This is a genomic window from Streptomyces sp. NPDC047028 (assembly GCF_040644095.1).
Lineage (GTDB): Bacteria > Actinomycetota > Actinomycetes > Streptomycetales > Streptomycetaceae > Streptomyces.
The window spans coordinates 176,421-198,644 of sequence record NZ_JBEYVS010000006.1 but is presented as its reverse complement, the minus strand read 5'-3'; the positions used below and the strand labels follow the sequence as shown (position 1 = coordinate 198,644).

At 73.7% G+C, this 22,224-nt stretch carries 22 protein-coding genes; 3 read left to right on the top strand and 19 right to left on the bottom strand.

The features are described 5' to 3' along the window. Window positions 1-4 precede the first annotated feature (4 nt). Both ABZ854_RS08345 and ABZ854_RS08340 read right to left on the bottom strand, forming a co-directional pair. The gene (locus tag ABZ854_RS08345) at window positions 5-1,624 is read right to left on the bottom strand and encodes an ATP-binding cassette domain-containing protein (RefSeq protein ID WP_361206186.1); all 1,620 of its coding nucleotides are present in this window, start codon (window positions 1,622-1,624) and stop codon (window positions 5-7) included. Window positions 1,625-1,879: 255 nt separating this feature from the next. Further along, the gene (locus ABZ854_RS08340; RefSeq protein ID WP_361206183.1) at window positions 1,880-2,536 is read right to left on the bottom strand and encodes a histidine phosphatase family protein; all 657 of its coding nucleotides are present in this window, start codon (window positions 2,534-2,536) and stop codon (window positions 1,880-1,882) included. Window positions 2,537-2,649: 113 nt separating this feature from the next. Here ABZ854_RS08340 and ABZ854_RS08335 point away from each other — a divergent pair, with 113 nt between their 5' ends. After that, window positions 2,650-4,137, top strand: coding sequence for a phosphatase PAP2 family protein (locus ABZ854_RS08335; protein ID WP_361206180.1), 1,488 nt, complete (start codon window positions 2,650-2,652; stop codon window positions 4,135-4,137). A gap of 156 nt (window positions 4,138-4,293) precedes the next feature. Continuing rightward, window positions 4,294-5,109, top strand: a complete 816-nt coding sequence (locus ABZ854_RS08330) for a class I SAM-dependent methyltransferase (protein WP_361206177.1) — start codon at window positions 4,294-4,296, stop codon at window positions 5,107-5,109. A 102-nt stretch (window positions 5,110-5,211) separates the two neighbouring features. Here ABZ854_RS08330 and ABZ854_RS08325 read toward each other — a convergent pair whose 3' ends face one another. The 13 genes from ABZ854_RS08325 to ABZ854_RS08265 form a co-directional block, all read right to left on the bottom strand. Beyond that, the gene (locus ABZ854_RS08325; protein ID WP_361206175.1) at window positions 5,212-5,493 is read right to left on the bottom strand and encodes a gas vesicle protein K; all 282 of its coding nucleotides are present in this window, start codon (window positions 5,491-5,493) and stop codon (window positions 5,212-5,214) included. Continuing rightward, window positions 5,490-5,708, bottom strand: a complete 219-nt coding sequence (locus ABZ854_RS08320) for a gas vesicle protein (protein WP_129305719.1) — start codon at window positions 5,706-5,708, stop codon at window positions 5,490-5,492. Before ABZ854_RS08320 ends, ABZ854_RS08325 begins: the two co-directional genes overlap by 4 nt. Then, the gene (locus ABZ854_RS08315) at window positions 5,705-6,463 is read right to left on the bottom strand and encodes a GvpL/GvpF family gas vesicle protein (protein ID WP_361206172.1); all 759 of its coding nucleotides are present in this window, start codon (window positions 6,461-6,463) and stop codon (window positions 5,705-5,707) included. Before ABZ854_RS08315 ends, ABZ854_RS08320 begins: the two co-directional genes overlap by 4 nt. Further along, window positions 6,460-6,837 (bottom strand): gas vesicle protein GvpJ, encoded by a 378-nt coding sequence (gene gvpJ / locus ABZ854_RS08310; RefSeq protein WP_361206169.1) that lies wholly within the window; start codon window positions 6,835-6,837, stop codon window positions 6,460-6,462. The genes ABZ854_RS08315 and gvpJ overlap by 4 nt, the downstream gene beginning before the upstream one ends. Beyond that, window positions 6,834-7,958, bottom strand: coding sequence for an SRPBCC family protein (locus tag ABZ854_RS08305; RefSeq protein ID WP_361206166.1), 1,125 nt, complete (start codon window positions 7,956-7,958; stop codon window positions 6,834-6,836). Before ABZ854_RS08305 ends, gvpJ begins: the two co-directional genes overlap by 4 nt. Then, a complete protein-coding gene (locus ABZ854_RS08300; RefSeq protein WP_361206163.1) occupies window positions 7,955-8,644 on the bottom strand; it encodes a DNA primase in 690 nt (229 codons plus the stop codon). Before ABZ854_RS08300 ends, ABZ854_RS08305 begins: the two co-directional genes overlap by 4 nt. Beyond that, on the bottom strand, window positions 8,641-8,904 hold the full coding sequence (locus ABZ854_RS08295) for a gas vesicle protein GvpG (protein ID WP_129305723.1): 264 nt from the start codon (window positions 8,902-8,904) through the stop codon (window positions 8,641-8,643). The genes ABZ854_RS08300 and ABZ854_RS08295 overlap by 4 nt, the downstream gene beginning before the upstream one ends. 47 nt (window positions 8,905-8,951) lie before the next feature. Further along, on the bottom strand, window positions 8,952-9,722 hold the full coding sequence (locus ABZ854_RS08290; protein WP_361206160.1) for a GvpL/GvpF family gas vesicle protein: 771 nt from the start codon (window positions 9,720-9,722) through the stop codon (window positions 8,952-8,954). Beyond that, entirely contained in the window at window positions 9,719-10,141 is a 423-nt protein-coding gene (locus tag ABZ854_RS08285; protein WP_129305725.1) for a gas vesicle structural protein GvpA, read from the bottom strand. The genes ABZ854_RS08290 and ABZ854_RS08285 overlap by 4 nt, the downstream gene beginning before the upstream one ends. A 70-nt stretch (window positions 10,142-10,211) precedes the next feature. After that, a complete protein-coding gene (locus ABZ854_RS08280; protein WP_361206312.1) occupies window positions 10,212-10,637 on the bottom strand; it encodes a gas vesicle protein in 426 nt (141 codons plus the stop codon). A 108-nt stretch (window positions 10,638-10,745) separates the two neighbouring features. After that, window positions 10,746-11,708, bottom strand: a complete 963-nt coding sequence (gene ligD, locus ABZ854_RS08275) for a non-homologous end-joining DNA ligase (RefSeq protein ID WP_361206156.1) — start codon at window positions 11,706-11,708, stop codon at window positions 10,746-10,748. After that, window positions 11,705-13,552, bottom strand: coding sequence for a transketolase (locus ABZ854_RS08270; protein WP_361206153.1), 1,848 nt, complete (start codon window positions 13,550-13,552; stop codon window positions 11,705-11,707). The genes ligD and ABZ854_RS08270 overlap by 4 nt, the downstream gene beginning before the upstream one ends. Beyond that, a complete protein-coding gene (locus ABZ854_RS08265) occupies window positions 13,549-15,132 on the bottom strand; it encodes an FAD-dependent oxidoreductase (protein ID WP_361206150.1) in 1,584 nt (527 codons plus the stop codon). The genes ABZ854_RS08270 and ABZ854_RS08265 overlap by 4 nt, the downstream gene beginning before the upstream one ends. Window positions 15,133-15,330: 198 nt before the next feature. Here ABZ854_RS08265 and ABZ854_RS08260 point away from each other — a divergent pair, with 198 nt between their 5' ends. After that, window positions 15,331-16,287 carry an LLM class F420-dependent oxidoreductase gene (locus tag ABZ854_RS08260; RefSeq protein WP_361206147.1) on the top strand — a complete coding sequence of 319 codons (957 nt, stop codon included), beginning with the start codon at window positions 15,331-15,333 and terminating at the stop codon, window positions 16,285-16,287. Between the two features lie 169 nt (window positions 16,288-16,456). Here ABZ854_RS08260 and ABZ854_RS08255 read toward each other — a convergent pair whose 3' ends face one another. The 4 genes from ABZ854_RS08255 to ABZ854_RS08240 form a co-directional block, all read right to left on the bottom strand. Then, window positions 16,457-18,439, bottom strand: coding sequence for a DUF5107 domain-containing protein (locus ABZ854_RS08255; RefSeq protein ID WP_361206144.1), 1,983 nt, complete (start codon window positions 18,437-18,439; stop codon window positions 16,457-16,459). 76 nt (window positions 18,440-18,515) lie between these two features. Beyond that, window positions 18,516-19,067, bottom strand: coding sequence for a GNAT family N-acetyltransferase (locus ABZ854_RS08250; protein ID WP_361206141.1), 552 nt, complete (start codon window positions 19,065-19,067; stop codon window positions 18,516-18,518). Window positions 19,068-19,333: 266 nt separating this feature from the next. Continuing rightward, on the bottom strand, window positions 19,334-20,263 hold the full coding sequence (locus ABZ854_RS08245) for an LD-carboxypeptidase (RefSeq protein ID WP_361206138.1): 930 nt from the start codon (window positions 20,261-20,263) through the stop codon (window positions 19,334-19,336). After that, window positions 20,260-22,224: an LpqB family beta-propeller domain-containing protein gene (locus ABZ854_RS08240; RefSeq protein ID WP_361206135.1), complete on the bottom strand. Its 1,965-nt coding sequence runs from the start codon at window positions 22,222-22,224 to the stop codon at window positions 20,260-20,262. The genes ABZ854_RS08245 and ABZ854_RS08240 overlap by 4 nt, the downstream gene beginning before the upstream one ends.

Genomic DNA, 22,224 nt, shown 5'->3' with positions numbered 1-22,224 from the left:
CGGATCACCGGGCCCGCTCGACCCTGCGCTCGTCCCAGACGGGCTCGGGGGTCTCGCGGACGCGGCCGTCGCTGCCGAAGACCAGGTAGCGGTCGAAGGAACGGGCGAACCAGCGGTCGTGGGTGACGGCGAGGACCGTGCCCTCGAAGGCCTCCAGCCCCTCCTGGAGGGCCTCGGCGGACTCCAGGTCGAGGTTGTCGGTGGGCTCGTCGAGGAGGAGCGCGGTGACGCCCTGGAGTTCCAGCAGCAGGATCTGGAAGCGGGCCTGCTGGCCGCCGGAGAGCCGGTCGAAGCTCTGCTCGGCCTGCTGGGTCAGCTCGTAGCGGCGCAGCCGGGACATGGCGGCGCCCCGGTCCTGGGCGTGTTCCTTCCACAGGATGTCGAGGAGGGTGCGGCCGGTGAGTTCGGGGTGGGCGTGGGTCTGCGCGAAGTGTCCGGGTACGACGCGCGCCCCGAGTTTCCACTGCCCGCCGTGCGCGACGTCCTCGCCGGCGAGGAGGCGCAGGAAGTGCGACTTGCCGGAGCCGTTGGAGCCGAGGACGGCGACCCGTTCGCCGTAGAACACCTCCAGGTCGAAGGGGTTCATCAGGCCGGTGAGTTCCAGCCGCTCGCAGGTGACGGCCCGGACGCCGGTCCGGCCGCCCTTGAGGCGCATGGTGATGTCCTGCTCGCGGGGCGGCTCCGGCGGCGGCCCGGCCTCCTCGAACTTGCGCAGGCGGGTCTGCGCGGCCTGGTAGCGGGAGGCCATGTCGTGGCTGACGGCCGCCGCCTGACGCAAAGTCAGGACGAGCTTCTTCAGCTGGGCGTGTTTCTCGTCCCAGCGGCGGCGCAACTCCTCGAAGCGGGCGAAGCGTTCGCGGCGGGCCTCGTGATACGTGGCGAAGCCGCCGCCGTGCACCCAGGCGTCGGCGCCGGTGGGCGAGGGCTCGACGGAGACGATCTTCTCGGCGGCGCGGGCGAGGAGTTCGCGGTCGTGGGAGACGAACAGGACGGTCTTTCGGGTCTCCTTGAGCTGCTCCTCCAGCCATCGCTTGCCGGGCACGTCGAGGTAGTTGTCCGGCTCGTCGAGCAGCAGCACCTCGTCGGTGCCGCGCAGCAGGGCCTCCAGGACGAGGCGTTTCTGCTCGCCGCCGGAGAGGGTGCTGACCTGCCGCCACTGGGCCCGCTCGTAGGGCATGCCGAGCGCGGCGGTGGTGCACATGTCCCACAGGGTCTCGGCCTCGTAGCCCCGCGCCTCCGCCCAGTCGGCGAGGGCTTGCGCGTAGCGCATCTGGGCGGCTTCGTCGTCGACGGTCATGACGGCGTGCTCGGCGGCGTCGACGGCCTCGGCCGCCTGCCGGATGCGGGGCTGGGCGACCGACACGAGGAGGTCGCGCACCGTCGTCTCGTCGCGTACGGAGCCCACGAACTGGCGCATCACGCCGAGGCCGCCGCTGACCGTGACCGTGCCGCCGTGCGGTTTCAGCTCGCCGGAGATCAGCCGGAGCAGGGTGGTCTTGCCGGCGCCGTTGGGGCCGACGAGGGCGACGACGGCACCTTCACCGACCCGGAAGGACACATCGCCCAGGAGGGCCCTCCCGTCGGGGAGGTAGTACTCCAGGTGCGCGGCTTCGAGGTGTCCCATGAGGAGCGATTGTGCGGGGCGCGCGGAGCGCGGGGCAAACTGATATCCGCAGGCCGCCACCGGCGGGGTCGCTGTCGTGCGCCGGCGGCGGGGCCCGGGCACGCGGCCGGCGCACCACGCAGCCCCGATCTCCCGGGGCCGGGGCGAGTTTCGCTCACCGGCGCTTGCCGGGTGCCTCCCTCACCGCCCCCCAGTGCCTTAAGGGCCTGGGGGAGGCACGCATGCCCGCAGCTACGTACGGCTGGGCAGGAGTGGTCAATTCGGCGGGTTTACGGGCTCTCCTGTCGGGCCGCCCTCCCCGGACGGCAGTACGGTGGCTCCCGCCCAGGTCAGGGCCTTGAAGCCGTCAGCCGGGGTGCCGTCGAGGACGACGACTCCGGTGTTCTCCAGCGGGCGGGCGGCGGCGTAGGGGACGTCGACGTTGGCGGCGCGGGCGGCGGTCCACATGCGGATCGCGGCACCGTGGCTGACCATGACCACCGTGCCCGCGCCGCTGCCGGCCGCCTCGGCGACGACCTGGTCGAAGCGGGCCAGCGCCTCCTCGCCGCTCTCCCCGCCGGGCATGCGCAGCGCGGTGTCCCCGGCCGCCCACGCGAACACGGTGCGCATGTACAGCTCACCCTGCGCGGAGCGGCCGGGCGCCATCTCCAGGTCGCCGGCCGACAGCTCGCGGAGGCCGTCGCGGACCAGGACCTCCAGGCCGCGCGTATGGGCCAGCGGGGCGGCCGTCAACCGGGTGCGGGTCAGCGTGGAGGCGTAGACGGCGTCGACGTCCTCGCCGGCGAGGACGGCGGGCAGCGCGGCGGCCTGCCGTGTGCCCAGCGTGGTGAGGCCGGGCCCCGGTACGGCCGTGTCCAGCAGGAACTCCACGTTGGACGGGGTCTGGCCGTGGCGGACGAGGAGCAGGCGCATCCGGGGTTCCTCCCTCGCCGGCGGGCGCGCGGCCCGGCGTCGTTGCGCGCGGGGCCCACACCTTCGGCGTACGAAGAGCACAACAAACGGCCGCTTCAGGGTAACCGCACCCCATGAACCCAGACGTCGACCTGACCGTCCCGGCGACCGGCCGGCACGCCCTGCGCGAGCGGCTGCTCGCCCTGGACTCCCGGGTGTTCGAGGTGGCCGCGCGCCGGCACTGGCCGGCCGCCGAGCGGGTGCTGCCCCGGTTGAGCCGCGGTGCGAACCACGGAGTGCTCTGGTTCGCGACGGCGGCCGCGCTGGCCGCGACCCGTACGCCGCGCGCCCGCCGGGCGGCCGTCCGGGGCGTGGCCTCGCTGACCCTGGCCTCGCTCACCATCAACACCCTCGGCAAGCGCTCGGTGCGCCGGGCGCGTCCGGCGCTGGACGCGGTGCCGCTGGTGCGGCAGCTGAAGCGGCAGCCGATCACCACGTCGTTCCCGTCCGGTCACGCCGCCTCCGCCGCCGCGTTCGCGACCGGCGTGGCCCTGGAGTCCCCGGCGTGGGGCGCGGCCGTGGCGCCGCTGGCGCTGTCGGTGGCGGCCTCCCGGGTGTACACGGGCGTGCACTTCCCGAGCGACGTGCTGGCGGGTGCGGCCCTGGGCGCGGGCGCCGCGTTCGCGGTACGGCGTCTGGTGCCGACTCGTGCCGGTGCCCGGCCGGCCGCCCGGCCGCGCGCCCACGCCCCGGCGCTGCGGGACGGCGAGGGTCTCATAGTGGTGGCGAACCAGGCGTCGGGCACGGCGGAGCGGGTGCGGGCGCTGCGCGCGGCGCTGCCCGCCGCCGAGATCGTCGAGTGCGCGCCGGACGACATCGGGGAGGAGCTGCGGAAGGCGGCGGCCCGGGCCCGGGTGCTCGGGGTGTGCGGCGGCGACGGCACGGTGAACGCGGCGGCGGCGCTCGCCCTGCGCCACGACCTGCCGCTCGCGGTGCTGCCGGGCGGCACCCTCAACCACTTCGCCTACGACCTCGGTGTGGAGGACGAGCGGGACTTCGCGTGGGCCCTCCGGCACGGCGAGGCGGTGCGGGTGGACGTCGGCCGCTTCACCGCCGGCGACACGCAGGGCGTGTTCCTGAACACGCTGAGCCTGGGCGTCTACCCGGAGCTGGTGCGCGAGCGGGAGCGCTGGTCGGGCCGGATCGGCGGCTGGCCGGCCGGGCTGCTCGGCGCGTTCCGGGTGCTGCGCGCGGACCGGCATCCGATGCGCGTGGAGGCCGGCGGTGAACAGCGGCCGCTGTGGCTGCTGTTCGTCGGCAACGGCGTCTACCACCGGATGGGTCTCACCCCTGGCCGTCGTACGGATCTTGCCGACGGCCTGCTGGACGTTCGGGTGGTGCACGGCAGCCGCCGCCCGGCGCTGCGGCTGCTCGCCGCCGCGGCGGCCGGCCCGCTCACCCGCTCCCCCGCCCACGCGGCCGTCCAGGTGACCCGGCTCAGGCTGACCGGCGTCGAGCCGGGCACCCCGCTGGCGTACGACGGCGAGGTGGAGCCGGTGTCGGGCGAGGTGACGGTGGAGAAGCTGCCGGAGGCGCTGACGGTCTACCGCCCATTGCGCTGACGGCAGTCGAGGCCGGGGCGACACCAGACGTGACTGGCCGTCAGTCCATATTTCAAAACGCGGTTCTCATCATGCGGTCGGCGCGCGTACCGTTCGGAGCATCGGGAGCCGGGCCGGAAGGCCCGGTGGCCGGTCCTACGAGAAGGGGGCACAGCCATGCCGGAAGCGCGGGAGACCGCCGTCTACACGCACGGGCACCACGAGTCGGTCCTGCGGTCGCACACCTGGCGCACCGCCGCCAACTCCGCGGCGTACCTGCTCGGTTCGGTCAAGCCCCACATGCGGATCCTGGACATCGGCTGCGGCCCCGGCACCATCACCGCCGACCTGGCGGAACTGGTCCCGGACGGCCACGTCACCGGCCTCGACCACGCGCCGGCCATCCTGGAGCAGGCCCGGGCCACCGCCGAGGAGCGGGGCCTGACCAACGTCGACTTCACGGCCGGCGACGTACACGCCCTGGACTACCCCGACGACACGTTCTGCGTGGTCCACGCCCACCAGGTGCTCCAGCACGTGGGCGACCCGGTGCGGGCGCTGCGCGAGATGCGCCGGGTGACGAAACCCGGCGGGTTCGTCGCCGTGCGTGACGCGGACTACCCCGCGATGACCTGGTACCCGGCGGTGGCCGGCCTTGACGACTGGCTGGACCTGTATCTGCGGGTCGCCCGGGCCAACGGGGGCGAGCCGGACGCCGGGCGCCGGCTCCGGTCCTGGGCCCTGGCCGCCGGGTTCACGGACGTCACGGCCACCTCCGGCACCTGGACGTTCGCCACGGCCGAGGAGCGCGCGTGGTGGAGCGGGCTGTGGGCGGACCGCACCCTCGCCTCGGCCTACGCCGAGCGGGCCACGGAGGGCGGCCACGCGACGGACGGGCAGCTGCGGGAGATCTCGGCCGCCTGGCGGGAGTGGGGGCGGCGGGAGGACGGCTGGTTCGCGGTCCTGCACGGAGAGATCCTGTGCCGGAAATGAGAACCGGAAACGAGGACCGGGAATCCGACAGTGCTGCCGGCCGCGGCCGGAGCCGCTGGTACCGGTGGTGAGCCGGGGTCACGCGCGGGGCCGGACTCGGGGTCAGGCGCGGGGCAGCAGGGGTCCGAGCGGCCCGAGGTCCAGGTTCAGGTCCTCGGGCCGCAGGCCGTAACGGTCGCGCAGCTCGGCCATCCGCTCCTCCAGCAGCATCAGGGTGAGCCCGATCCGTTCCTCCTGCTCCTCGGTCAGCTCCCCCGTGTCGAAGCGGCGCACCGCCTGCCGTTCCATGAGCTGGCGCAGCAGTTCCACCACGGTGAGGACGAGTTTCACCAGGTCCCGCTCGACGGTGTCGGGTTCCAGGTCGAGCCGTTTGCGGGCGCTCATGCGGACTCCTCGGCGGGGGGACGGGCCGGCGCGGGCAGCTCGAAGGGGGAGGGCACCTGCTCGTTCACCGAGCTGATCAGCGCGTTGAGGTCGATCCGGACGAGGTCGACGTCCGCGATCCGCAGGGTGATGTCGCCGGTGATGACGACCCCGCCGGCCAGCAGCCGGTCGAGCAGGTCGACGAGGGCGATCTCGCGGCGTTCGACGACGGTCACGGCTCCTCCCCCGTGAACGAGTAGGCCGCCCAGGGTCCGGTGAGTTCCACCCGCATTCCGGGGGTCTCGTCCTTCGTACGGTCCACCAGTTCCACGAACTCCTCGGAATTCGCGCGGGACACGAGATAGGCGGCGTTGAGCACGTTCTGGCCGGTCGCTCCGGACAGCGCGGAATTCTGCGGGGGGTGCAGCCGGGAATCCTCGGTGTGCGCGGAGAGCCGGGCGTGGAGGGCCTCCGCGAACGTCCCGGCCCGCCGCCACGTCTCCTCGTGCGAGTGGCTGCTCTGCCGCCGCCGGCGCAGATAGTCCCGCCCGCTCGCGGGCTGTGCCGCGGCGGGGGTGACGGCCTCGGCGGGCTCGGGCTCGACGTACACCTTCACGCCCCACTCGACACGGCCGGTCAGCCGGTCCAGGGCGCGCCGGAAGTCGTCCTCGCGGGCCTCGATCATCGTGCGTACGCCGCTGTCGTCTCGGAAGACGGTGGCGAGCCGGAGCGGCAGCGGAGTGGTCACGGTGGTGAGCGCGGCGATCACGCCCTGGTGGGATCGGGCGGTCGCGGCCAGCCAGTCCAGGTCCTCCAGCCGCTCCCGCAGGGCCTCCTCGGAGAAGTCGCCGTGCGGGACCGTGCTCACGACCGCGACCAGGCCGTGGTGGTTCAGCAGGGCCGGCGGGGCGCCCCCGATGCCCGTCAGCTGGGACTGCAGGGGGGCGCCGAAGGGGTGGCAGACGGCGTAGACGTACCGCAGTCCGGTCATGGTGCCTCCTCGGGCGCGCGGCGGGGTTCACGCGACGTACGGCGGGGTTCACGGGCGGTGCCGCCCGGTTCGAGTTCCTCCAGGCGCGCCAGTCGCTCGCGCAACTCGGCGTTCTCCCGGGCCAGCTCGTTCTGGCGGGCCCGGGAGGAGAGGGCCGGGTCGGTCTCCCACCAGTCGATGCCCATCTCCTTGGCCTTGTCGACCGACGCGATGACCAGCCGGAGCTTGACGGTGAGAAGTTCGATGTCGAGCAGGTTGATCCGGATGTCGCCGGCGATCACGACACCCTTGTCGAGCACGCGCTCCAGGATGTCGGCGAGGTTGGCCCCGCCGCCCTGTCCGTACGGCTCGGGAAACCGGCTGGGCATCGTCATCGACGGCTCCCGCCCTCGGTGTACTCGGGCTCTTCGTCGTCCTCGTACTCCTGGTCCGCGTCCTCGTACTCCTCCTCGTCCTCGGGCTCCTCCTCGTCCTCCTCGGCTTCCTCGTCCTCGTCGTCGTAACCCTCTTCGTCCTCTTCCTGGTCCTCGTCCTCGTCCGAAGGCTCGTCGGACGCCTCGGGCTCCTCGGGCTCGCCGTTCTCCTCCGGCTCGCCGTTGTCCTCGCTCTCGGCGTTCTCCTCCTCGACCGCGTCCTCGTGGCTGCGGACCACCTCGCCGTCGCGGATCTCGCCGCGCCAGCCGTCGTCCGCCTCGCCCTTCAGGGTGATGAAGCGGGCGTAGTGCTTCAGATCCAGCCTGGCCCTTCGGCCCTGGGCGCGCCACAGGTTGCCGGTCTTCTCGAAGAATCCGCTCGGGTAGTACTCCATGACCAGCAGGACCCTGGTGAGGTCGTCGCCCAGGGCGTGGAAGGTCACCACGCCCTTGGTGCTGCCCTTCGCACCCTCGGACGTCCACTGGATGCGCTGGTCGGGTATCTGCTCGGTGGTCTGCGCCTTCCAGCTGCGGCTGGACCACAGGACCTTCGCCTGCCAGTCGGAGTGGGTGTCGTCGGCGCGGTTCGCGCTCTTGACGCCCTTGGCGAAGGTGCTGAAGTCCTGGTACTGGGTCCACTGGTCGTAGGCGGTGCGCAGCGGCACCCCGACGTCCACGGACTCCATGATGACGGTGGGCTTGTTGCCCCCGCCCCCCTTGCGCTTGCCGCTGCCGCCGCCGAGGTTCTTCACCGCACCCATGACGTTGTCCTTGACCCGTGAGGCACCCAGCTCCAGTGCGGAGCGCAGCGGTCCCTTGCCCTCGGCGAGCTTGCGGCCACCGTCCAGGGCCAGCTTGCCGAAGCCGGGGCTGTTCCCCTCGGCGATGTCGTTGAGTTTGACCGTGGTCTCGCCGAGTTTGCGGCCGACGCCGGTCAGCAGCCGCTCGGCCTGGGCGGTCAGGTAGTCCTGGGCCTCCTGCTTCAGGCGGTCGGCGGCCTCGCTGTGGGCGAGTGACGTCAGCGGGTTCTCCTGCGCGGCGCCGGAGGCCCGGCCGGCCGCGGATCCGAGAGTGTCGGTCATCGGTCGTCGCCACCCTTCGGCAGCCGGTTACGGGCGCCCCGGGAGGCGCTGCCGGCCGCGGCCGTCTTCTTGCCGGCCGTCCTGCGGGCCGTGCCGGTCTTCTTGGCCGCCGTCTTCTTGGCCGGGGCCTTCTTTGCGGCGGGCTTCCGTGCCCCGCCCTTCTCGGCGGCGGGTGCCTTCTTCGCCGGCGCCTTCTTCGCGGGCCTCTTCTCGCCGGCGCCGGACTTCCCGCGGGACGAGCGGCCCCGGGCCTCACGGTCGTCGTCCCGGTCCTGGTCGTCCCGGTCGTCCTCGTCCCGATCGTCCTCGTCCCGGACCTCGTCGTCCCTGCCCTCGTCCTCCTCCTCATCGGAGCCGGAGCCGGACAGGGCCCCGGTGAGCTGTTCGCGGACCTCGCCGGTCCTGCCGTGCAGCCGGTCGGCGAGCGCGCTCATCTGGCGCTCGACCATGGCCCCGGAGGCCGCCTTGCCCACGCCCCTGAGGTCCTCGCGCAGCTGGTCGCCGATCTCCTTGAACTGCGGGTTCTCCCGCAGCTGGCGGCCCGCCAGCTCCGCGACCGCCCGCGGGCTCAGGTTCAGCTTCTTGCCGGCCACCAGCGAGCCGACGGCCAGCGCCAGTTTCGCCTTCTTCGTACGTCCGAGGACGTATCCGGCCCCTATGGCGAGGCCGAGTCCCACTCGATTCATCGTGCCGTCCCGTTGCCTGTGGTGTCGCCGGAGCGCAGGGCGGTCTCCAGCCGGTCGAGCAGTTCGTCCTCTCTCCGGTCGAACTCCTCCTCGGTGATCTCGCCTGCCTCCAGCTGCTCTTCGAGGCGTGCGAGTTCGGCCCGCACGGTGGCGGGGTCGTAATAGATCCGTTCCGCTTCACGCAGCACCTGGCGGATCGCCCAGGCGCTGCCGCGCACCGGTGCGAACGGCAGCAGCAGCACCTCACCGATCAGTCCCACGGCCGACTCCTTCCGTTCGCGCCCGTCGCGTGGTCGCGCCCGCCCGGTCAGGGGGCGCCGGTGTCCGCTCCGATCGTGGTGCCCGCCGACTCGGCGGGGCCGGGCTCGACGAAGCTGTACGGCGGCAGCGGTCCGTTGACGCGCACGTCCAGGTGGGCATGGCTCTCGCGCACCTGCTGGACGGCGGCCACGAACTGCTCGGCGGTCTCCCGGGGGACCAGGAAGGACACGTTGAGCAGCCACCCGGTGGACTCGGGGCCCACGCTCACGGCCGCCGCGGCCGGGGCCAGCCGGCGGTGGACCTCGGCGGCGTCCTCGGCCTCCTTGGCCTGGACGGCGGCCGCGACCATCTCGCCGAGCCTGATCTTGTCCTCGTAGCTGCCGCCGCCCGCGAGCCGGTTGGTCTCGGCGAGGGAGCGCAGCTCGGGGTTCTGGGCCATGACGATGTGCAGCACCGCGTCCTCGACGTGGGCGGCCTTGATGTTGTATTCGACCTTGCCGTCGAGCTGGCCGAGCCGCTCCCGGTAGTGCTCGGCGCGCTCGTCGAGGACCCCGGTGACCGCGTCGTCGCTGGGGGCGACGCTGCCGAACCGCATGGGCAGCACGCAGCCGGCCACACCCGCCTCGGCGAGCACGTTCTGGTGGGCGAGCAGGTCCCTGCGCTTGGGCCGCAGCCCCTCGGGGGCGTCGCTGACCACGGCGGCCAGCTCACCGGCCGTGAGGACCCGCACCGGGCGGGGCGGCTCCCCGACACCGGTCATGCCCTCGGGAAGCGCCGGGTGCGACCGGGCGGTGATCCCGTAGACGTACGTGCTCACTCCTGCTCCTCCTTCCGGCGGGCCGTGGACTTGCGGGCGCGCGGCCGGGACTCGGTCTCGCGCTCGCCACGGGCCTGCTTGAAGGCGTCGGACACGGTCTCCGCGGCTCCGGACAGCGCGCCCTTGGACTTGCCGCGGGCGCCGGACTCCGTGACCTCGCCGACGATCTCGGGCAGGCCGGGGCTCTTGTTCGGGCCGGACTCCAGGTCGAGGCGGTTGCACGCCTCGGCGAAGCGCAGATAGGTGTCGACGCTGGCCACGACGACCCGGACGTCGATCTTCAGGATCTCGATACCGACCAGGGACACCCGCACGAACGCGTCGATCACGAGCCCCCTGTCCAGTACCAGTTCCAGGACGTCGTAGAGGCCGCTGCTGCCGCCTCCGCCGCCGGTCTGCTGTGCCGGTACTACAGTCATGCCGGCCGTGCCTCCTCGTGAGTGGTCGGTGCCACGCGGTGCGCGTGGCCGCGGGACGCGGTCGGGCGGCCTAGCGGCCGCCGGGCCTGCGCGCGTCGGCCCGAGCGCGTTCGTAACGGCGGACGCGCCGGTAGCCGGTGAGCCGGCCGCGGGTGTCGAGGTCGAGCTGGTAGCTCGCCATGAGGCTCATCGTGTCCGGCACTCGGGCCAGTTCGAGGACCTCGACCTCCAGCGACCAGCCGTCCTCGGTGCGCTCGAACGCGGTCACGGACTCGGGGACGAGCCCGGTGAGTTCGGCGAGCTGGGCGCGCGCCTGGCGCAGGATGTCGATCGGCGCCGGCTCCTGTTCGTCCGTTTCCCGCTCTGCACTGTCTGAACGGTCTGAACTGGTCTTGTTTTGTTGGGAGTTCTGGCTCTCGTGTGCATCACGAGAACCCTGAGTCTTCTGTGGTTTCTGTGAACCCTGTGACTGGGAAGTGCTTCTTGTGTTCGACATGGCCACCTCTCCCCTCGGGTGGCCGCTCCTCCGTTGGCCAAACCTTCGCGAGCACGTGACTGCCCGATCCCGACCGGCGAACGGTCCGGGCGGGACGGAAACAGCAGGTCAGCCGTGCAGCCCGGCGAGTCGGCGCAGGGCGGGTTCGAGGGCGCGGCCCCGGCCGGGCAGCGCGGCCCACGGCTCGGTGCGGGCCTGATCGAGGGCATCGGCGATGCTCCAGTGGCGGGCGTCGAGGCCGGGCTCGTCGAGCTGGTCCCAGGCCAGCGGGACGGCGACCGGGGCGCCGGGGCGGGCCCGGACGGAGTAGGGGGCGACGGCGGTCTGCGCGTAGGCGTTGCGCTGCACGTCGAGGTAGAGCCGGCCGCCGCGCGCGTCCTTGCGGGCGGCGGTGGTGAGGTCCCGGGGGTGCCGCTCGGCCGCCAGCTCGGCGGTCTCGCGGGCGAATCGCCGTACCTCGTCGTAGTCCGCGCGGCCGTCGAGGGGCACCACGAGATGGAGTCCCCGCGAGCCGGTGGTCATGGGCGCCGAGGGCAGTCCGAGGTCGTCGAGCAGTTCACGCATCCGGGCGGCGGCCGACCGGACGGCGGCGAAGTCGTCGCCTTCCGGATCGAGGTCGAAGACCAGCCGGTCGGGGTGATCGGGGCCGGCGCCCCGGTCGGTGCGCGAGAGCCAGCGGTGCAGCGTGACGCAGGCCTGGTCGGCGAGGTACACCAGGGTGGCGGTGTCGTCGCAGACAAGGTGCGTGACCGTGCCGCCCTCCTTGGCGAGCTCGGCCCGGGTGATCCAGTCGGGATAGTGCTCGGGGGTGTTCTTCTGCATGAAGCGGGGCCCGCCGACGCCGTCCGGGCAGCGCTCCAGCATCAGCGGGCGGCCCCGTACGTGGGGCAGCAGGTAGGGCGCGATGCTCCGGTAGTAGTCGGCCAGGTCGCCCTTGGTGTACTCCTTCGCGCCGCCGTCGCCCTCACCCTCGCCGGCGCCCGGGAAGAGCACCTTGCCCGGCCGCCGCACGCGAACGGTGCGGCGGCCGGCCCGTATGGTCCGCGCCTCGTCCTCCGGGCCCGCGCTCACCGCACGACCGCCTCCTCCACCAGCAGCCGGGCCGCCGCCGCGACGGCGATGGAGTCGATGCCGGCCGCGTGCAGCTGCTCGTCGGGCGCGGCCGAGCCCGGCATGGTCCGCACGGCGAGCCGCACCAGACGGGGCACGGGCCGGCCGTCGGTGAACGCCTCCAGTACGGCGTCGCCCAGGCCGCCCTCCTCGTGGTGGTCCTCGACGGTCAGCAGGCAGCCGGTCTCCTCGGCGGCCCGGCGCAGCGTGGCGACGTCGACGGGCTTGACCGAGTACAGGTCGACGACCCGGACCTGGATGCCCTCCTCGGCGAGCCGGTCGGCGGCGGCCAGCGCCTCGGGCACGGTGATCCCGGCCGCGACGACCGTCAGCCGGTCCTGCTCGCCGGAGCGGAGCACCTTGCTGCCGCCGACCTCGAACTCCTCGTTGGGGCCGTAGATCACCGGGGTCTTGCCGCGCGAGGTGCGCAGGTAGCGGACGCCCTCCAGCCCGGCCATCGCCGTGACCAGGCGGGCGGTCTGGTTGGCGTCGCACGGGTAGAGCACCGTCGAGCCGTAGACGGACCGGAACATCGCCAGGTCCTCCAGGCCCATCTGCGAGGGCCCGTCCTGGCCGATGGCGCAGCCCGCGTGCGAGCCGACCAGGTTGATCCCGGAGCCGCTGACGGAGGCCATCCGCACGAAATCGTGGGCGCGGGTGAGGAAGGCGGCGAACGTGGAGGCGTACGGCACCCAGCCGCGGGCCGCCATGCCGACAGCCGCGGCGACGAGCTGCTGTTCGGCGATGTAGCACTCGAAGAACCGGTCGGGGTGCTCCTTGCCGAACTCCTCGGTGCGGGTGGAGTCGCCGACCTCGCCGTCCAGGGCGACGACGTCTCCGCGGGCGCTGCCGAGTGCGGCGAGGGCCGCGCCGAAGGCGTCCCGGGTGGCGACCTCGTCGCCGGTGTCGTAGCCGGGCAGCCGCAGCGGCTCGGTGGTGACCGAGCGGACCGCGGCGGCGGCCTGCGGCTCTCCCACGCGGACGTGCAGGTCGCGCTGCCCGCCCAGCTCGGCGATGGCCTCCTCGGCCTCGGGCAGCGGCTTGCCGTGCAGTCCCTCGCGGTCCTCCACGGCGGCGACGCCCTTGCCCTTGAGGGTGCGGGCCAGGATCACGGTGGGCTGCCCGGTGGTCGACAGCGCTTCGCCGTAGGCACGGTCGACGGCGTCCACATCGTGGCCGTCGATCTCGATCGCGTGCCAGCCGAACGCCTGGAAGCGGCGGGCGTAGGCGTCCAGGTCGTGTCCGTGCCGGGTGGGGCCGCGCTGGCCGAGCCGGTTGACGTCCACGATCGCGGTGAGGTTGTCGAGATGCTCGTACGACGCGTGCTCGGCGGCCTCCCAGATCGAGCCCTCGGCCAGCTCGCTGTCGCCGCACAGCACCCAGACGCGGTAGCCGGTGCGCTCCAGCCGCTTCCCGGACAGGGCGATGCCGACGCCGACGGGCAGGCCCTGGCCGAGCGAGCCGGTGGCCGTCTCCACCCAGGGCAGCCGACGGGGCGTGGGGTGTCCTTCGAGGCGACTGCCCAGCTTGCGGAAGGTGACCAGCTCGCCGTCCTCGATGGCGCCGGCCGCCTTGTAGAGGGCGTACAGCAGGGGCGAGGCGTGGCCCTTGGAGAGGACGAAGCGGTCGTTGGCGGGGTGTTCGGGGCGCTCGAAGTCGTAGCGCAGATGGTGGGCGAAGAGGACCGCCACCAGGTCGGCGGCGGACATCGAGGACGTCGGGTGCCCGGACCCCGCCGCGGCGGCGGCCCGCACGCTGTCCACGCGCAACTGCTGCCCGAGTTCGGCGAGTTCGGCAGTGTTCATGAGTCTCCTTCGGCGGCCCGCCCCGGCAGGTCGTCACGCTTGACGGGCCCGGGAGCGGGGTGGTCGGGGGCTGGGTGATCGGATTCGGCGTGATCGGCGGGCTGGTTCCTGGCGGGTTCGCGGGCGGGCTGGTTCTTCGCCGGCTCCCCGCCCGGCTGGTTCCTGGCGGGCTCACCGCCCGGCTGGTTCCTGGGGGGCTCACCGCCCGGCTGGTTCCTGGGGGGCTCACCGCCCGGCTGGTTCCTGGGGGGCTCGTCCCCCGGCCCGCCCGTCGTCGCGCCGGACGGGACCCGGGGCAGTTCCGGGGAGGCCGTGTCCAGGGGCACGGCCCAGGACCGTACGAGGCCCAGCTGGACGCCCTGGCGCGGGAGCACGGCGTCGAGCAGCCAGTCGGCGGCGACGCGTACGCGGTTGCCGGGCATCGCGGCCAGGTGGTAGCCGCGGGTGACCGCACCGGCCGGTGGTCCGGCGAGGGGGATGCCGAGCGGGTTGGCGGCGGCTCGGACCCCGCCGAGGTCGACGACGAAGCCCAGGTCGCGGTGGCGGTAGGGGCGGCGGCGCCGGCCGAGTCCGAGCGAGGCGGCCACGTTCTCGCCGGCCACCCGGCCCTGCCGCCAGGCGTGCTGGGCGGTCATCGGCGTGAACCCGCCGGGACGCTCCAGGTCGGGCACGGCGGCCGCGTCCCCGCAGGCGAACACCTCGGTCCGGCCCGGCACCTGCAGATGCGGGTCGACGATCAGCCGGCCCCGCTCCAGCGGCTGCCCGACGGCCTCCACCAGCGGATCCGGCCGCACGCCCACGCACCACACCAGGGTCCGGGACTCGACGAACTCACCGTCCGTGAGCAGCACCCCGTCGTGGGTGGCCTCCTTCACGGAGGTCTCCATGCGCACGTCGACTCTCCGGGTGCGCAGCACCCGGTCGGCAGTGCGGGACAGCCGCTCGTCCAGCTCCGGCAGCACTCGCGGCGCCACGTCCAGCAGGATCCAGCGCGGCCGGACCCGCAGCCCGTGCCGGCGCGCGAGGCGATCGGTGAGCATCTTCATGTGCGCGGCCACCTCGGTGCCCGTGTAGCCGGCGCCGACCACGACGAAGGTACAGCGGGCGGCGCGGGTCTCCGGGTCGTCGCCCGTGGCGGCCAGCTCCACCTGCCGGGTCACGTGGTCGCGCAGGTACAGCGCTTCGGGCAGCCCGCGGAAGCCGTGCGCGTGCTCGGCCACGCCCGGGATCGGCAGCAGCTTGTTGACGCTGCCGACGGCCAGCACGAGCCGGTCGTAGGACAGCGTGCGCACACCGCCCTCGGGGTCCGCGTAGTGGACGGTGCGCTCGTCGAGGTCGACGTGGTCCGCCTCGCCGAGCGCGAGCCGCACCCCGCGCAGGGTGCCGGGCAGCGAGACGGTGACCCGGCGGGCGTCCAGGATCCCGGCGGACACCTGCGGCAGAAGCGGCAGGTACAGGAAGTAGTCGGTCGGGTTGAGCAGGGTGATGTCGGCCCGGTTCCGGGTCAGGCGGGCCAGGGTACGGGCCGCCCGGTACCCGGCGAACCCGGCGCCGACGATCACGATGCTGGGTCGGCTCACGGTGCGCCTCCGGCGGTGTGGCTGGTCCGAGGCCTTCCGCGTAACCGAGGCCGGGACACCCAAACGCCGGAGCCGGCCACCCGAACGCCGCCCCGCTCACCCGGACGCCCGGCGCTCGGGCGTTTCACCCGATCGGAGCGGGGTTACCCGGCCCGGGTCCGGCACCACTGAAGCTTCGCCGCCGCGGAGGTTACACCCATGCCCGAGTACGGCTACTTCCTGTCGTGCGAGCAATTCGGCCCCGCCGAACTCGTCGAGCAGGCCCGCATGGCCGAACAGGCCGGCTTCCAGGCGCTGTGGATCTCCGACCACTACCACCCGTGGAACGACGCGCAGGGGGAGAGCGCGTTCGTGTGGTCGGTGATCGGCGCGCTCTCGGAGGCGGTGTCGCTGTCTGTCGAGACGGCGGTGACCTGCCCGACCGTGCGCATGCATCCGGCGGTGGTGGCGCAGGCGGCGGCGACCAGCGCGGTGATGACCGAGGGCCGCTTCCGGCTGGGCGTCGGCACCGGCGAGGCGCTGAACGAGCACATCCTGGGCGACCGGTGGCCGCCGCTGAACGTCCGGCTGGAGATGCTGGAGGAGTCGATCCAGGTGATGCGCCGGCTGTTCACCGGCGAGGAGGTCACCCACCACGGAGCCCACTACACCGTGGAGAACGCCCGCCTCTACACCGTGCCGGACGAGCCCGTGCCGATCGACATCTCCGGCTTCGGCCCGAAGGCGACGTCGCTGGCCGCGCGCGTGGGCGACGGCTACATCACGATGATGCCCGACGAGGAGATGGTCACCCAGTACCGCAAGGGCGGCGGCGGGTCCAGGCTGGTCAGCGGCGGCACGAAGGTCTGCTACGGCCACGACCGCGAGGCGTGCGTCCGCAAGGTGCACCAGCTCTGGTACAACGAGCTGCTGCCCGGCGAGATGGGGCAGGTACTGCCGACGCCGAGCCACTTCGAGCAGCTGTCCGAGCTGGTGACCGAGGACATGGTGCGGGAGAACTCGGTGTGCGGGGACGACGTCGACGAGCACGTGGCCGCGCTGCGGGAGTTCGCGGATGCCGGGTTCGACCGGGTGTACGTGAATCAGATCGGCGAGGATCAGCGGGGGTTCTTCGACTTCTACCGCACGAAGGTGCTGCCGCAGCTGGGTGGTTGAGGGCCGGGGTGGGTGCCGGTGCGTTGTCGGGTGCGTCGTGGTTGCTCGCGCAGTTCCCCGCGCTCCCAGCGCCCCTTGGGAGTTGGCGGCACCCCGACCCGCCCAGGGGCGCGGGGAACTGCGCGACAAGCCACATCGCGCCCGCACCCGACGACGCGCTCGCACCCCCTTACGGCAGGTCGGGGCGCATACGGAAGTCGTACCGCGAGGGTAGCGGCTCTTCCGTGAGGCGGCTCCAGAGGCGGCTGATCGTGTCCTCGCCCTCGCGGAGGTCCGCGACCTCGAAGCCCTCGTCGAAGACGGCGCGGGCCTCGGCGGCCCGCCCCTCCGCGAGCAGCAGCTCCGCGTGGAGGAGCCGGAACCGGCCGCGCCGGCGGACGGCGGGCCGGAGTCGTTCCCAGACGGCGCGCGCGTCCGCCGTCCGGCGGGCCCGGAGCAGCGCCTCCAGGGTCTCGCGGCCGAGCGCGGCGGTCCAGGTCTCGCCGTCGTCGCGGCACTCCCGGCACAGGTCGTCGAAGGCGTCGGCGTACCGGTCGGCGGCCCGCTCGTGGTGGCCGGACTCCTGGTCGGCGACGGCGAGGCAGCGCAGCAGGGGCCAGAGGGAGGGGGCGAGCGGGAGGGCCCGTTCCCAGCTGCGGACGGCCTGGGCCCGGTCACCGGCGTGCCACTGGGCGATCCCGAGGTGGTACTCGGTGTGCGGGCCGGCGGGCGCGGTCTCCAGCATGTCCCGCCAGTGCGGGGCGACGAGGGTCTCGCCGGGCGGCCGTACCCGGCGGGGTTCCGGGAGGGAGCCGGTGCGCAGCAGTTCCCGCCAGGGTTCCTGGGCCGGTCCGAGGGTGGACTCGGGGAAGGGGGTGCCGGGCAGTTTCCAGTCGGCGCGCAGCACTTCGAGGGCGCCCCAGCCGGAGCCGGGGCTGAGGATCTCGCCGGGTTCGGTGTCGGCGTGCGGCCGCCAGGTCTCGTACGCCTCCTCGACGCGGGCGGGCGGCAGGACGGCCGCGAGCCGCCGTTCCGCCTGCTGGACGGCGGCCGTCCACTCCCCGTCGGCGGGTGTGTCGAGCGGGCCGTACGCCTCCAGCCAGGACACCTCGCTCTCGGGTTCCAGGCGGACGTGTTCGAGCTGGGTGCGGGCGAGTCCGGCCTGGATCTCGCAGTAGCCGGGGGTGCCGGGCTCGGTGAGCCACTCCTGCCAGCGCCGGCCGCCGGGGCCGCTGCCCCAGACGAACAGCTTGCGGCCGCGCAGCACGTCCGTGGAGGTCTGGACGAGCCCGTGCCCGTCGCTGTCGAGGGCGGCGATCCAGCGGCGCCGGCCGTCGGGGACCTCGTAGAAGTAGTCCGCGGCGTAGCGGCTGTTGAGGGGGTAGGTGCGGTCGGTCCCGTCGTACGACGGGACGGGGACGCGGCGGAGCCTGCGTTCGTAGCCGATGGGGGTACCTCCCCCCTCAAGGCAGTGGGGGAGCCAGGCCTCTTCGGCGGGGGCCAGGACGCGGCGGTCCTCGGGGACGGCCATGTTGGACCACCAGTACGTGGGTACGGGGTGCTCGTGCGGGTTGCGGACGCGGACGCCGACGTAGAGGAAGTCGGAGCCGTCGGGCAGCCACAGGTCGACCTGGAAGGGCAGGTCGCGCAGGCGTTCCCACTCCCACAGGCGCAGCATCGGCCCGCCGTCGGGGGCGGGGACGCGGGCGGCGTGCAGGGGGGCGCAGGAGAGTGTGGTGTGGCCGGTGGCGCCGATGTTCCATTCGATGCCGCCGGAGTACCAGGCGCCGTTGAGGGCGAAGTCGGCGGGTTGCAGGACGGGGTTGCGGTAGAGGAGTTCGCGGCCGGTGGGCAGGTGGAGCAGGGAGGCGACGCGGCCGCCGAGTCCCGGCAGGACGGTGGCGCGCAGCCGGTCGTTCTCGATCACCAGGGCGTCGACGGGACGGGGTGCGCGGTCGCGGCCGTAGCCGTCCCGCACGCGTGCCGGGAGCAGGCTGCGCAGCGGTTCGTAGCCGAGCTGGCGGGCCATGTCGCGGGGCATCTCGTCGCGTTCGCGGTCGTCGATGCGGTGGACCTCGTCCAGAGGGCGCAGCGGGGGCAGGGGGTTGTCCGGCCCCAGCGGCGCGGCGGGCAGCGTCAGTACCTCACGTCGGATCTGCGTCACGATGACCATGGAACCCGGCGTGCGGCCGGTCGGCCAGGGGAGGTGCCGGTCAGGATTGCGCAAAGGCCGAAATCCCGGCGGGGGTTCAGGGCAGGTCGCGCATCTCGGTGGTGAGGGCCCAGCGTTCGTGGTCCCGCCAGCCGCCGTCGACGTAGAGCATGGCCGGGGAGAAGCCCTCGTGGCGGAAGCCGGCGCCGCGGGCCAGCGCGAGGGAGGCGGTGTTGCCGGGCTGGGCGTTGATCTCCAGGCGGTGCAGCCGCATCGGGCCGAACGCGTAGCCGATGACGAGTTCCAGTCCTTCGCGCATCAGTCCGCGGCCGGCCGCGTGGGCGAAGGCGCCGTAGCCGAGGGCGCCGGACTGGAAGCCGCCCCGGACGATGTTGTTGATGTTGATGAAGCCGGCGACGGCCCCGTCGGCCTTCTCACAGACGAGGAAGCCGGCCTTGGCCGGGTCGTCGATGAGTGGTCCGGCGTAGGCGGCGTACGCCTCGTCGGTGTCGGGCGGGAACAGCCAGGGGCTGTGCAGGTCCTTGCTCTGTCTGACCCGGGCGGTGAACTCGGGCCCGTCGTCGAGGGTGAAGTGCCGGATGCCCACATGGGGGCCTTCGGCCAGATAGCGGGGTGCGGTGTGCGGCATCGGCCCAGCGTACGACGTTCCGTCGGCGGGTCGGGCGGTGAGCGCCCTGGGGTGGTGGGCGGTTCTGGTGCCGGGTGCGGGTGCGTTGTGGCCGATCGCGCAGTTCCCCGCGCCCCTGGGGGGTGGCAGTGCCGCCGGCTTTCAGAGGCACGCTGGCCGCGGCTCCCCAAGGGGCGCGGGGCGGGATCGAGGTGCGGCTCCGCCGCGTGGGCGCGACAGCCACAGGGCACCCACACCCGGCATCCGACCGCTCCCGTCCGCCCCGCTCAGCGCAGCGCCGGTTCGTCCAGGGTCAACGTGCCCGCGTCGGCGTCGAGTTCGGCGGCGGCGCCGAAGGGGATCGTCAGCGCCCCGGCGCAGTGGCCGAATCCGACGTTCTCGGCGACGGGCACGCCGAGGGTGCCGAGGCGGTCGGCGAGCAGGGGGCGGATCTCCTCGGCGTACCCGGCACAGTCCTGCCAGGAGCCGAGCAGCACGCCGCGCACGCCGTCGAGCCAGCCGGCGCGCAGGAGTTGGGTGAGGCAGCGGTCCAGGTGGGGCGTCTCCTGCCCGACGTCCTCCAGGCAGAGCAGTCCACCGCGCGCGGAGCGGCGGGCGTGCGGGAGGCCGAGTTCGGAGGCGAGCTGAGTCAGCCAGCCGCCGAGGGTGACGCCCCGGGCGCGGCCGGGCACGAGGGCGCCGCCGCCGGTGGAGATGACGGTGCGGACCGTCTCGGGGGCGAACAGGGTGGCGCGCAGGTGTTCCTGGGCCTGCTCGTTCTTGATGAGGTCGAGGCCGGCGGCCATCGGGCCGTGCAGGGTGGCCAGGCCCAGGCGGGTGGCGAAGGCCTCGTGCAGGACGGTGAGGTCGCTGAACCCGACGAACACCTTCGGTCCGGCGGCCCGCATCGCCTCCCAGTCGAGCAGGTCGATCAGGCGCTGTGCGCCGTATCCGCCGCGCGCGCAGAGGACGGCGTCCACCGCCGGGTCGCACCAGGCGTTCTGCAGGTCGGCCGCCCGGTCGGCGTCGGTGCCGGCGAGGTAGCCGGACCCGGGGTGCCGGTCCAGGGCGTGCGGGGCGGCCACCGGGTCGAGGTCCCAGCCGCGCAGCACGTCGAGGCCGGCCTGGAGCCGTTCCTCGGGCACCGGCCCGCTGGTGGCGACGACGGCCACGCGTGCGCCGGGGGCCAGCCGGGCGGGCCGTACCAGTTGCCTCACGTCAGCAGCCCCAGTTCGGGAACGCCGGGCATGTCCAGCCCGAACACCTGGGCGCACAGGGACAGTTCGGCCTGCAGGGCAGTCACCATGGTGCCGGCCCGGCGGAAGCCGTGGCCCTCCCCCTCGAAGGTGAGGTAGGCGTGGGGCACGCCCCGGCCCTGGACGCGGGCCAGGAAGCCCTCGCACTGGGCGGGCGGGCAGATCACGTCGTCCAGCCCCTGGAGCAGCAGGAACGGCACGGTCAGCCGGTCGGCGTGGGTGAGGGGCGAGCGTTCGGTGTAGCGGGCGGGCACCTCGCTCGCCGGGCCGATCAGCGACTCCAGGTAACGGGACTCGAAGTCGTGGGTGTCGCCCGGGCCCCAGGTGGTGAGGTCGAGGATGGGGTAGCTGATGGTGCCGCAGGCGTAGACGTCGGTGGTGGTCAGGGAGGCCGCGGTGGTCCAGCCGCCCGCGCTGCCGCCCCGGATCGCGAGCCGGGCGCGGTCGGCCGTGCCCTCCTCGGCGAGGGCGAGGGCGACGGCCGCGCAGTCCTCGACGTCGACGACGCCCCACTGTTCGCGCAGCCGCTCCCGGTAGGCGCGGCCGTATCCGGTGGACCCGCCGTAGTCGACCTCGGCGACGCCGATGCCGCGGGAGGTGAAGCAGGCGATGGAGAGGTCCAGCACGAGCGGTGCGCGGCTGGTCGGTCCTCCGTGCGCCCAGATGACGTAGGGGGGCAGTTCGCCGTCGGGGGCGGTGCGGGCGGGGTGGTGCGGCGGGTAGACGCGGGCGTGCACCTCCCGGCCGTCGGGGCCGGTGAAGGTGCGGATCTGCGGCTCGGGGTAGTAGGCGGGGTCGACGGGGTCCCGGTGGCGGGCTCCGGTGACCCGGGTGTGTCCGCCGCGGGTGTCGAGTTCGACGACCTCGTGGGCGGTGCGCGGGCTGGCGCCGACGGCGAGGACGCGGTCGCCGGAGGCGGCGAGCGTGGGGGCGAATTCGGTCCACGGTCCGGCGGCGTCGACCAGCTCACCGGATTCTGTATCCAGTACGCCGAGGACGGTCGACCCGCGACCGTGGATGACCGCGATGCGCCCGTCGTCCAGCGGCGCGAACCAGCGGAGGCCCAGCTTCCACAGCGGCCCGCCGAACTCCTCCTCGCGCGGGCACAGGGGCACCTCGTCCCGGTAGAGGTTCCACCAGCCGCTGCGGTCACTCGTATACAGAAGACGGCCGTCCGTCGACCACTCGACCTGGGCGATGGCCTCGTCCGGTCCACCGGCGACTGTACGCACGTCCCGCAGCGTGCCGTCGGCGCCGACCTCCCCGACGAGCAGCTCCGTGCCGTCCCAGGGCATCCGCGGGTGGTCCCAGGCCAGCCAGGCGGCCCGGCGGCCGTCGGGCGAGAGCCGGACCCCGGTGACGAACCGGTGCCGGTCCTCGCCGAGTTCGCGGACGGCGGTCCGGTCGGCGGCGGCCGAGCCGTCCAGCGGTACGGCGGCGGGTACGCGCCGCACGTCGTCGGGCCCGTCGCCGGTGTACTCCTCCAGCACGCACCAGACCTCGCCGCGGCCGAGGTCCACGCGCGGTTCCGCCCAGCGCAGCTCCCGGCCGGGCGCCGGCGCCGGGGTCAGCGGACGGGGCTCGCCGCCGGGCTCGTACCGGTACAGGCGCTGGTCGGCGAAGTGGGTGAAGACGACGAGGGGCGCATCGCCGTCGAGGACACCGTCCCAGGGCCGGCCGCCGTACTCGATGACCCTGCTGCGCACGTTCCACGGCGCGGGCAGCACGGACTCCTCGCGGCCGTCGGCCGTGCGCCGCACGAGGGCGCGGCGGCCGCCCTCGGTGGGCCGGGGCTCTGTCCACCAGGCCTCCTCGCCGACGAAGCCCACCCATTCGGGCTGTCCGTCGTGCGCGGCGGCCAGGGCCGCGTCGACCGGTGAGGGCCAGGAACCGTAGGCCGATGTCAGCACCGCGTCCCCCAT

Bases quoted from the DNA above. Each gene is read 5' to 3' on its own strand.
- ABZ854_RS08240 (WP_361206135.1), bottom strand. From the start codon at position 22,224: ATGGGGGACGCGGTGCTGACATCGGCCTACGGTTCCTGGCCCTCACCG.
- ABZ854_RS08325 (WP_361206175.1), bottom strand. From the start codon at position 5,493: ATGAGCGCCCGCAAACGGCTCGACCTGGAACCCGACACCGTCGAGCGG.
- ABZ854_RS08270 (WP_361206153.1), bottom strand. From the start codon at position 13,552: ATGAACACTGCCGAACTCGCCGAACTCGGGCAGCAGTTGCGCGTGGAC.
- ABZ854_RS08340 (WP_361206183.1), bottom strand. From the start codon at position 2,536: ATGCGCCTGCTCCTCGTCCGCCACGGCCAGACCCCGTCCAACGTGGAG.
- ABZ854_RS08300 (WP_361206163.1), bottom strand. From the start codon at position 8,644: ATGAATCGAGTGGGACTCGGCCTCGCCATAGGGGCCGGATACGTCCTC.
- ABZ854_RS08315 (WP_361206172.1), bottom strand. From the start codon at position 6,463: ATGACCGGACTGCGGTACGTCTACGCCGTCTGCCACCCCTTCGGCGCC.
- ABZ854_RS08285 (WP_129305725.1), bottom strand. From the start codon at position 10,141: ATGACTGTAGTACCGGCACAGCAGACCGGCGGCGGAGGCGGCAGCAGC.
- gvpJ (WP_361206169.1), bottom strand. From the start codon at position 6,837: ATGACGATGCCCAGCCGGTTTCCCGAGCCGTACGGACAGGGCGGCGGG.
- ABZ854_RS08330 (WP_361206177.1), top strand. From the start codon at position 4,294: ATGCCGGAAGCGCGGGAGACCGCCGTCTACACGCACGGGCACCACGAG.
- ABZ854_RS08260 (WP_361206147.1), top strand. From the start codon at position 15,331: ATGCCCGAGTACGGCTACTTCCTGTCGTGCGAGCAATTCGGCCCCGCC.
- ABZ854_RS08335 (WP_361206180.1), top strand. From the start codon at position 2,650: ATGAACCCAGACGTCGACCTGACCGTCCCGGCGACCGGCCGGCACGCC.
- ABZ854_RS08345 (WP_361206186.1), bottom strand. From the start codon at position 1,624: ATGGGACACCTCGAAGCCGCGCACCTGGAGTACTACCTCCCCGACGGG.
- ABZ854_RS08255 (WP_361206144.1), bottom strand. From the start codon at position 18,439: ATGGTCATCGTGACGCAGATCCGACGTGAGGTACTGACGCTGCCCGCC.
- ABZ854_RS08250 (WP_361206141.1), bottom strand. From the start codon at position 19,067: ATGCCGCACACCGCACCCCGCTATCTGGCCGAAGGCCCCCATGTGGGC.
- ABZ854_RS08305 (WP_361206166.1), bottom strand. From the start codon at position 7,958: ATGACCGACACTCTCGGATCCGCGGCCGGCCGGGCCTCCGGCGCCGCG.
- ABZ854_RS08280 (WP_361206312.1), bottom strand. From the start codon at position 10,637: ATGTCGAACACAAGAAGCACTTCCCAGTCACAGGGTTCACAGAAACCA.